Raw genomic sequence first — 9477 nt, forward strand, 5'->3', positions numbered from 1 at the left:
AGAAGCCGCAGCGCCTCTCGCACGCGAACCCAAGGAGAACATCATGGCAGACGCCAAAACCAATTCGAAGACCGCGCTGGTCGCCGAGCTCAACGGGCTGCTGGCCGATCACTTCGCGCTCTACATCAAGACCAAGAACTTCCACTGGCACGTCAAGGGCCCGCGTTTCCACGATCTGCACCTGCTGTTCGATGCCCAGGCCGGCGCGGTGCAGGGCCAGATCGACGCGATTGCCGAGCGGGTGCGCAAGCTCGATGCCGACACGCTGACCTCGCTCGGCGCGATGGCCGGGGCGACGCAGATCAAGGATCAGGACAGCACCAGCCTCAAGGCCGAGGACATGATCGCCGAGCTTGCGGACGATAACCAGAAGGTCGTCGCGCGGATGAAGGCGATGAAGGACCTGACCGAACAGGCCGGCGACAACGCCACCGACGGGCTGCTCGACGACTGGACCGACATGGCCGAGGAACGCGTGTGGTTCCTGAAGTCGCTGCTGGCGTAAGCCTGCGCATAGCTTTCCAAGGAAGGGCCGTTCCCATTGCCGGGGGCGGCCCTTTTGCTATGGTCGCAGGCATGGGCGACATCACGATATTCGAGGGCGAGGGCCATGCCGCGATCGCCCACTGGCTGCTGGCGCAGATGGGCGGGAGCGGGGCGATCACCGTGCCCGGCGGCTCGACCCCCTTCCCGATACTTGCCGCGCTGATCGCGCAGGGAGGGATCGACTGGGCGGGCTGGGAGGTGTGGCCCAATGACGACCGCATCGTCCCCGAGGATCACGAGGCCTCCAACACCGGCAAGATCCGGGCGTTACTGGAGCCGTCGGGCGCGCGAATCGTGCCGCTCGTCGAGGACGCCGCGCCGCCGCACTTCGCGCTGACCTGGCTCGGCATGGGGCCTGACGGGCATGTCGCCTCGCTGTTTCCCAATACCGACCCGCAGCTTGACGATCCTGCGCCGGTGCGCCGCCTCACCCCCGATCCGCTTCCCGCCCACGCCCCCTTCGACCGGATCACGCTGACGATCCCGGCGCTGCTGGCGACGGACGCGATCCTGTTCACGCTCGGCGGAGCGGCGGACAAGCGCGCAGTTTTCGATGCGGCGGCTCGCGGTGAGAATGATCTTCCCGTCGCCCGCCTGCTCGGCGCGGCGCGGGCGCGCGGCATTCCCGTCACGGTCTTTGCCTGAGGAGGAGTGAGACTCGGTGCCGAACATCCTCCCCGCCCCGCTCCACCGCGCCCTGCTGCCGCTCGCCCATGCGCTCCGGCACCGCTGGCGGCTGTGGCGCAAGACCCCGATTGCCGGAGTGAGCGTGATCGTCACCAACCTTGGCGGTGACGTGCTGCTGCTCAAGCACTCCTATGGCCCGGCGGTCTGGAGCCTGCCGGGCGGCGGGCTCGGGCGCGGTGAGGACCCGCTTGCCGCCGCGCGGCGCGAGGTGCGCGAGGAGCTGGGGGTGGACCTTGCCCGGCTCGAGCCGGTGGGCACGCTCGAGGAGGTGCTCTCGGGCTCGCCCCACACCGCGCATATCTTCGCCGGCGTGTGTGACCGCCAGCCCAAGCCCGACCGCCGCGAGGTAACCGAGGCGCGCTTCTTCCCCTCGCACTCGCTCCCCGAACCGCTGGGCGAGACCACGCGCAGGCGGATCGCGGTGTGGCGGGGCCGGGGGGTGGGTTAGCGGTTGATCCGCTCGCGCACCGAGGAGCCAAAAATCTGCTTCTCGGTGTCGCCGCAGGTCTTCAGCTCTTCCCCCAGCGCCTCGCGCGCCGCCTTGCCGGTCGTGGAATCGGTCAGCGCCGCCAGCAAGGCATCATTGTTCGCCTTGAAGCGTTCGCGCACCAGCGGCTCGTTCCCGCGCGGGATGTCGCTGGCGTGTTCGAGCAAGCGCACCGCCGCGTCGGTCAGCGCTTGCTTGGCCGCAGGATTCTCCTTGCCGATGAAGACGCTGAAGAAGGTGTAGACAGCGGCGCAGCGCGCGGGGCCTTCGATCTGCGGATCGACGACTGCTGCCGGCTCTTCGGCGCGGGCTGGCGAGAGCGCAAGCATCAGCGCGGCGAGGCCTGCGATCGGGTGAATTCTCGGCATGTCCTCGCGCTCCTTGGATGCGGCCTATAGCAGCGAGAGTTGTGCGGTATCAATCGCCTCGCGCGCCGAAGTCTCCGCCCCCTCCAGCCCCGAGAGCGTCAGCCCCATCAGCCGGATCGGCCCGCGCAAGGGTAGCTCCGCCTCCAGCAGCGCGCGGGCGAGGCGCGCGAACTCCACCTTGCCGCTGACGTAATCGGGCTGGGAGGTGGCGCGGGTCATGATCTGGAAATCGGTGAACTTCATCTTGAGCGTCACCGTCCGGCCGCGCGCCCCGGCCGCCTCGATCCGCTCCCACACGATGTCGATGATGTTCTCGAGTGTTTCGCGCAAGCTCGAGCCGCTGCCGATGTCCTCCGAGAACGTCCGCTCCCCGCCGACCGACTTCCTGATGCGGTGCGCCGCCACGGGGCGCAGGTCGATGCCGCGCGCCGCCCTGAACAGATAGTCCGCCATGCTGCCGAAGTGCTGGCGCAGGAAGGCGATGTCCTTCGCCGCCAAGTCCGCGCCGGTCGCAATACCGAGCGCGCGCATCTTTTCCTCGGCCTTGGGCCCGACCCCGTGGAAGCGCCGGATCGGCAGCCCCGCCACGAATTGGGCGCCCTCCCCGGGGCGGATGATGCACATCCCGTCGGGCTTGTTCTGGTCGCTGGCAAGCTTGGCGAGGAACTTGTTGTAGCTCACTCCCGCGCTCGCGGTCAGCCGGGTCTTGGCGCGGATTTCCTGGCGGATCAGCTCGGCGATGCGGGTGGCAGAGCCGATCCCGAGGCGGTCGTCGGTCACATCGAGATAGGCCTCGTCGAGGCTCAGCGGCTCGATGATCGCGGTGTGATGTTCGAACACCCGGCGGATCTGGCGGCTTGCTTCCTTGTAGGCATCGAAGCGCGGGCGCACGAAGACGAGGTCGGGGCACAATCGCTGGGCGGTGACCGAGGGCATGGCGCTCTTCACGCCGAACTTCCTCGCCTCGTAGCTCGCGGCGGCCACCACCCCCCGCCCGCCCGCGCCGCCAACGGCGACAGGCTTTCCCTTCAACTCGGGATTGTCGCGCTGTTCGACGCTGGCGAAGAAGGCATCCATGTCGACATGGATGATCTTGCGCAGGCCAAGCTCGCCCGCGCGCGCGGTGTCATCTTCGTCTGACGGAGCCGTCCGGGTCATGCCTTGCAAATAGAACCTTGCCGGCGGGGAAGGAACTGTTGCTGGAACAATTCACTCTCCCTGCCATTTTGTGCACATGCGAAAAGAACAGTGGTCTTCCGGCGAACCCATGGGCAAGGGCCCCGCGATGGCCACCTCGCAAGCCTCTGTTATGCCCGCCCGCAAGGCCCTCGGCGAGACCGAGCTGTTGTGGATGATGGCGATGCTGATGGCGCTGAACGCCTTCGGTATCGACGCGATTCTGCCCGCGCTCGACGCGCTTGCCGCCGATCTTTCGGTGAGCGGCAATGACCGCCAGTTCGTGATCGGCGTCTTCCTGCTGACCGGCGGGATCGGGTCGCTGGTGCCCGGCGCGCTCGCCGACCGCTTCGGGCGGCGGCCGGTGCTGCTCGGCGCGGTCGCGGTCTATATCGTGCTCTCGGTGCTCTCCGCGCTCGCGCCGACCTATGACGCGCTGATCGCGGTGCGCGCCGCGCAGGGTTTCTTCGCCGCCGGGATCGTCGCGCTTCCGCCGGCGATCATCCGCGACCGCGTAGGCGGCGACAAGATGGCCCGCATGATGAGCCTCATCTTCGTGATCTTCCTGATGGTCCCCGCGATCGCGCCCACCATTGGAGAGGCGATCCTGCAATTCGGCAGCTGGCGCGCGATCTTCGCCGCGATGGCAGTGCTGGGGGTGGTGATGGGTGCTTGGGTCTACGTCCGCCTGCCCGAGAGTCTTACCGAGGAAAACCGCCAGCCGATCGCGGTGCGCGCGATCGCCGCCAACATGGGCCGCGCGCTGACCCAGCCGAGCGTCGCGGGCTATGTGATCGGCTCGGCGCTGGTGTTCGGCGCGCTGTTCGGCTTCATCAATTCCTCGCAGCAACTCATCACCCAGACCTTCGGTGCGGGCGATATCTTCCCGCTGGTGTTCGGCATCTGCGCCGGATCGATGGCTCTGGCGAGCTGGTCGAACTCGCGCATCGTCGAGCGTTTCGGCGCGCGCCGGGTGAGCCACACTGCGCTGTTCGCCTTCATCGGTGTGAGCGCGGTGCAGGTCATGTTCGCCTTCCAGCCGGGCGAGGAACTGTGGCACTTCGTCCCGCTGATGGCGATCAACATGGCGCTGCTCGGCTTCATCGGCAGCAATTTCGGCGCGATCGCGATGAACCCCTTCTTCGCCATCGCCGGCGCAGCGAGCTCGGCCCACGGCTTCGTGCGCATGACCACCGCAGCGCTGCTCGGCGGGGCGATCGGCTACGCGTACGATGGCACCGCGCGCCCCCTCGCGCTGGCGCTGCTGGCGAGCGGCCTTGCGTGCCTTGCTCTGGTGCTGTGGAGCGAGAAGGGCAAGCTGTTCGGGCCGAGTGATGCGGAGATGCGTGGGCGTTGAGTAGGCCCACCCCCGACCCCTCCCGCAAGCGGGAGGGGAGTTACTCGCGCTACGCAGTCCCCCTCTCGCTTGCGGGAGGGGTTAGGGGTGGGCCCAGCGCTCGCTTTCGAGCTTTCTCCAAGCCAACCCCGCAAACTCGCACAGCAGCGGCCGCGTATCGCGTGGGTCTATGATGTCCTCGACATTGAAGCGCTCGGCCGAGCGGAACGGCGAGGTCACTTTCGCCAGCCTTTCGCGGATTTCCTCGAGCAGCGCCGCCGGGTCATCCGAGGCCTCCAGCTCCGCCTTGTAGGCGACCTCCAAGCCGCCCGCGATGGGCAGGCTCCCCCAGTCGCCGCTCGGCCAGCAATAGCGGTACTGGTAGCGCTCGGCATTGCTCATTGCGCTGCCGGCGATGCCATAGGCGCGCCTGAGGACGATGCTGGCGAGCGGCACGGTCGCGCGGTAGATCGCGTTCATCGCATTGACGCCGTAACGGATCGTCCCCGCCATCTCCGCCTCGCGCCCGATCATGAAACCGGGGTTGTCGACGAGGTGGACGATGGGCAGGCGGAACTGGTCGGCGAGGCGGACGAAGCGTTCAACCTTCTCGCTGGTCTTGGCCTCCCACGATCCGCCGAGGTAACTGGGATCGCTGGCGATGACGCACACCGGCCAGCCGTCGAGCCGCGCAAAGGTGGTGATCGCGGCGCGACCCCAGTGCTTGCCGATCTCGAACACGGTGCCGGTGTCGAACAGCATCTCCATGCAGCGCCGCATCGAATAGACCTGTTTCGCGTCACGCGGGACGAGGCTGAGCAGCGCCTCCTCGCGCCGGTCGGCGGGGTCATCGCAGGCCGAGCGACGCGCGGGCTGGCCGACATATTCGGGCATGAAGCTGAGGAAATGCCGCGCACGGGCGAAGGCTTCGGCCTCGCTTGCCACCTCGTCATCGACCACGCCGTTGCGGGTGTGGATCGCCGATCCGCCGAGCGCCTCCTTGGCCTCCTCGTGATTGGCCGCGCCGCCCTTGTAGGCCTCGCCCAACCCGTCGACGACGGCGGGGCCAGCGGCGAAGATTTGCGAGAGGCCCTTGACCATGATCGAGTAGTGGCTCGCGACCGTCCGCGCCGCGCCGAGGCCCGCCGTCGGGCCAAGCGCAAGCGCCACCACGGGAACGGTGTCGAGGTTGGTCACCACATCGCCCCAGCCGGGCACGGCGGGGATATAGGTCGCACCGATCTGTTCGAGCGTCTTGACGCTGCCGCCGCCGCCCGTCCCGTCGATCATGCGGATGATGGGGAGCTTCAGCTGATGCGCCATCATCTCGGCCTGCACCATCTTGCGCGCAATCCCGGCGTCCGCCGCGCCGCCGCGTATGGTGAAATCGTCGGCCGTGGCGACGACGGGGCGGCCATTGATGAGGGCCTTGCCGAACAGGAAGGGGGCGGGGGTGACGCTGGCGAGGTCGCCATTGGCGTCATACTTCGCGCTGCCCGCAATCTTGCCGATCTCGCGGAAGGAGCCTTCGTCGCACAGCGCTGCGAGCCGAGCGCGGGCGTCCATCTTCCCGCGCGAGTGCTGCCGCGCCACCTTGTCCGCGCCGCCCATCTGCTCGGCGAGGGCTTCGCGTTGCCGCAGTTCTTCGAGTTCCTTGGCCCAGGTCATTGCCTCTCCCTCACAGGCCCACCCCTAACCCCTCCCGCAGGCGGGAGGGGGACTGGCCTGCGCTTCTTCTCCCCTCCCGCTTGCGGGAGGGGCCGGGGGTGGGCAAGTCTATTCTGTCGAAGCAGACACCACCTTGCACAACACCGCATCAACCTGCACCTGCGCGCCTGCGCTGACCGTCAGCCCCTCGATCACTCCGTCAAAGGGCGCTGTGAGGGCGTGTTCCATCTTCATCGCCTCAAGCACCATCAGCCGCTGCCCGGCGGTGACGGCCTGGCCTTCGGCGACATCGACCGCGATGACCTTGCCCGGCATCGGCGCGATGATCGCGCCATCGGCGGCGGAGGCTTGGCCGGTGCCGTCGTGGCGATAGGGAGCAACCTTGAAGACCGCTCCGTTCTCATACCGGAGCCCGTCGGCTGCGACTCCCTGAAAACCGGAATAGTTGTCGTCAACGCTTGCGGCTTGCTGAAAGGTTGCCGCGACGGCCTCCTCGCCATTCACCAGCAGACGGACCTTGGTATTTCGCGCAGCATTGAGGCGAAATCCAGCCAGCCCTTCGATGCGTTCGCGATCTTCTGCCCACCAATCGGGAATGACGGCTTCATTCGCTGCATCCTGAAGCGCAAAGGCCGACAGCTTCGGCTCGGCAGTCAATGCGTCGATATGTACGCCGATCGTCCCGGTCGTCATCTGACCGGACTGGTATTCGTCGAGAGCAAGCAGGCGATGCAAGAACCATGCGTTGCTGCGGACAGGCGAAATTGCGGTGACAGCACATGCGCGCCACATCCCGTCGATCGCGGTTTCGCGGTCCTCGGCGTGGTAAATGATCTTGGCGATCATCGGATCGTAGAACGGCGAGATTTCCGCGCCAGCCTCTACGCCGGTGTCGATGCGGCAATAGTCCGCGCCAAGGTTGGCGACTTCCAACCGCCCCGTGCTCGGCAAGAACCCCTTGGCCGGGTCCTCTGCATAGAGCCGCGCCTCGATCGCGTGGCCGTTGATCGACAACTCCTCCTGCCGCTTGGGCAGCGGCTCGCCGCTTGCGACGCGCAATTGCCATTCGACCAGATCGACCCCGGTGATTTCCTCGGTGACGGGGTGTTCGACTTGCAGGCGCGTGTTCATCTCCATGAAGAAGATGCGGTCGGCGCGCAGGCCTTCCGAGGCGTCGGCGATGAATTCGATCGTGCCTGCGCCCTCGTAATCGACCGCCTTAGCGGCGCGCACGGCGGCGGCGCAGATCGCCTCGCGGGTGGCTTCGTCCATGCCGGGGGCGGGGGCTTCCTCGATCACCTTCTGGTGTCGGCGCTGGAGCGAGCAGTCGCGTTCGAACAGGTGGACGACATTGCCGTGGGCATCGCCAAACACCTGCACTTCGATATGGCGGGGCGAGGTGATCCACTTTTCGAGCAGCACCTCGTCATTGCCGAAGCTGGCCTTGGCCTCGCGGCGGCAGCTTTCGAGGCTCGCGGCGAAGTCCGCAGGGGCATCGACCTTGCGCATCCCCTTGCCGCCGCCGCCTGCGACCGCCTTGATGAGGACGGGGTAGCCGATGGCCTCGGCCTCCTTGGTGAGGCGTTCCAGCGATTGGTCCGCGCCGAGATAGCCGGGGGTGACGGGAACACCCGCCTCGATCATTCGCGCCTTGGCCGCGTCCTTCAGCCCCATCGCGCGAATGCTCGCAGGCTTGGGGCCGACCCAGATCAGCCCAGCGTCCAGCACGGCCTGCGCGAAGTCGGCGTTTTCCGACAGGAAGCCATATCCGGGATGGATCGCGTCCGCCCCGGTCTGCTTGGCGGCGGCGATGATCTTCTCGCCGACCAGATAGCTTTCGGCAGCGGGCGAGGGGCCGATATGCACGCTCTCGTCGGCGCTCCGCACATGCAGCGCCTTGGCATCGGCATCGGAATAGACCGCGACCGTCGCGACGCCCATGGCGCGGGCGGTGCGCATGATCCGGCAGGCGATCTCGCCGCGATTGGCGATCAGGAGCTTGGTGATCATTGTGCGGGAGCCTCCGGCGCGCCGAGAGCCGCGCATTGGTCGGGCGGGACCATCGAGAAGCTGGTGTTGGCGATTTTCCACGCGCCGTCTCGCTTCACGAGGCTCATGGAGTTCACCCCGCAATGGCTGGTCTTGCCGCCCGCGATGAAGCGGTAGGGGCCCCACACCTGCGCCATGTCGCCCTCGATCAGGACTGTCTGGTAGATCATCCGCTCGTCGAGCCCCGGCGGGGACTTGAGCCAGTTCTCGAGGTGCTTGGCCACCGGCACGAAGAGGATCTTCGGCGCGGCGGGGTCCATGCGGTTGTGGATGGTGATCAGGCCCTGCGGGTCCATCGTCCGCGCCAGAGCGGTCTTGTCGTCGCTGCGCAGGGCGTCGAAGAAGGCATCGACAGCGGAGGTGACGTCAGCGTGCTCAGGGTAGGGATCCTGCGCAGCGAGCGGCGCGGCGGCGAGCGTGAGTGCTATGGCGGGAATGACTTTCATAGCGGTGGGATTAGCGTGGCTTGGTTGCAAAGGAAACCGCATCGCCACTTCGTCTTCCCGGCCCCCGAGCCGGGATCCCGCTCCCCACTTCTCCGCGGAAGAAAAGCTGGACCCCGGATCAAGTCCGGGGAGACGGATAGGTTGATTTGGGCCGGTAATCCGCAATGCCCCAATGGATCCCGCCCGCAGGCACCTTCTCGCGGTTGAGCACCGCCGAGAGGAACGCCCGCACGCCATAGAGCGCCTTCTCGCCCCGCGGCACGTAGGTGCGCGAATCCCACGCCTTCGTCCCCCGCGCGCGCACCTTGCGCCCGATCGCGCCATAGATACGCGCGGCGGAGAGCACCGCCCAGCGGCTGCGGAAGGGGAGTTTCGCCGCGCCCACGCGCGCTGCCGCCTCGTGCTTTTCCACCAGCGCCACCAGCCGAGCGGTCATCTCGGCGAGTTCCTTGCGGTGGTGCGGCTTGGTGTGCTGGCCGGGCTCGATATCCTGCTCGACCAGCCAGCTGATGGGGAGATAGCACCGCCCCGCCGCATCATCCTCGACGATATCGCGGGCGATGTTCGAAAGCTGGAAGGCGAGGCCCAAGTCATTCGCCCGGTCGAGCGTCTCCTGATCGTGAGGCGAGACCCCCATCACCACCGCCATCATCACGCCCACCGCGCCCGCGACATGGTAGCAATAGCGCAGCATGTCGGCCTCGGTGCGCGGGC

General features: G+C 67.2%; 10 protein-coding genes. 4 read left to right on the plus strand and 6 right to left on the minus strand.

Features of this window, described 5'->3' with window-relative positions; all coding sequences use genetic code 11:
* The first annotated feature begins 43 nt into the window (after positions 1 to 43).
* The 3 genes from NBV68_RS14100 (at position 44) to NBV68_RS14110 (ending at position 1681) form a co-directional block, all read left to right on the plus strand.
* The gene (locus NBV68_RS14100; RefSeq protein WP_296310801.1) at positions 44 to 505 is read left to right on the plus strand and encodes a DNA starvation/stationary phase protection protein; all 462 of its coding nucleotides are present in this window, start codon (positions 44 to 46) and stop codon (positions 503 to 505) included.
* A 71-nt stretch (positions 506 to 576) separates the two neighbouring features.
* Complete coding sequence (locus NBV68_RS14105) at positions 577 to 1191, plus strand: 6-phosphogluconolactonase (RefSeq protein ID WP_296310783.1); 615 nt, start codon at positions 577 to 579, stop codon at positions 1189 to 1191.
* A gap of 16 nt (positions 1192 to 1207) precedes the next feature.
* On the plus strand, positions 1208 to 1681 hold the full coding sequence (locus NBV68_RS14110; protein ID WP_296310785.1) for an NUDIX domain-containing protein: 474 nt from the start codon (positions 1208 to 1210) through the stop codon (positions 1679 to 1681).
* Here NBV68_RS14110 and NBV68_RS14115 read toward each other — a convergent pair.
* Positions 1678 to 2088, minus strand: a complete 411-nt coding sequence (locus NBV68_RS14115; protein ID WP_296310787.1) for a hypothetical protein — start codon at positions 2086 to 2088, stop codon at positions 1678 to 1680. The genes NBV68_RS14110 and NBV68_RS14115 overlap by 4 nt on opposite strands.
* A gap of 24 nt (positions 2089 to 2112) precedes the next feature.
* Positions 2113 to 3246: a DNA polymerase IV gene (gene dinB, locus NBV68_RS14120; protein WP_296310789.1), complete on the minus strand. Its 1134-nt coding sequence runs from the start codon at positions 3244 to 3246 to the stop codon at positions 2113 to 2115.
* 127 nt (positions 3247 to 3373) lie between these two features.
* Here dinB and NBV68_RS14125 point away from each other — a divergent pair, with 127 nt between their 5' ends.
* Positions 3374 to 4621, plus strand: coding sequence for a multidrug effflux MFS transporter (locus tag NBV68_RS14125; protein WP_296310791.1), 1248 nt, complete (start codon positions 3374 to 3376; stop codon positions 4619 to 4621).
* Positions 4622 to 4702: 81 nt separating this feature from the next.
* Here the strand turns inward: NBV68_RS14125 and NBV68_RS14130 are convergent, their stop codons facing one another.
* The 4 genes from NBV68_RS14130 to NBV68_RS14145 all read right to left on the minus strand — a co-directional run.
* A complete protein-coding gene (locus NBV68_RS14130; protein ID WP_296310792.1) occupies positions 4703 to 6268 on the minus strand; it encodes a carboxyl transferase domain-containing protein in 1566 nt (521 codons plus the stop codon).
* A gap of 108 nt (positions 6269 to 6376) precedes the next feature.
* On the minus strand, positions 6377 to 8278 hold the full coding sequence (locus NBV68_RS14135; RefSeq protein ID WP_296310794.1) for an acetyl/propionyl/methylcrotonyl-CoA carboxylase subunit alpha: 1902 nt from the start codon (positions 8276 to 8278) through the stop codon (positions 6377 to 6379).
* Positions 8275 to 8763 carry a hypothetical protein gene (locus tag NBV68_RS14140; protein ID WP_296310796.1) on the minus strand — a complete coding sequence of 163 codons (489 nt, stop codon included), beginning with the start codon at positions 8761 to 8763 and terminating at the stop codon, positions 8275 to 8277. Before NBV68_RS14140 ends, NBV68_RS14135 begins: the two co-directional genes overlap by 4 nt.
* A 118-nt stretch (positions 8764 to 8881) precedes the next feature.
* Positions 8882 to 9477 (minus strand): squalene/phytoene synthase family protein (locus tag NBV68_RS14145; protein WP_296310798.1); only part of this gene is annotated, 596 nt, incomplete at its 5' end.

Origin of the sequence: Erythrobacter sp. (genome assembly GCF_023653175.1) — a bacterium.
Lineage (GTDB): Bacteria > Pseudomonadota > Alphaproteobacteria > Sphingomonadales > Sphingomonadaceae > Erythrobacter.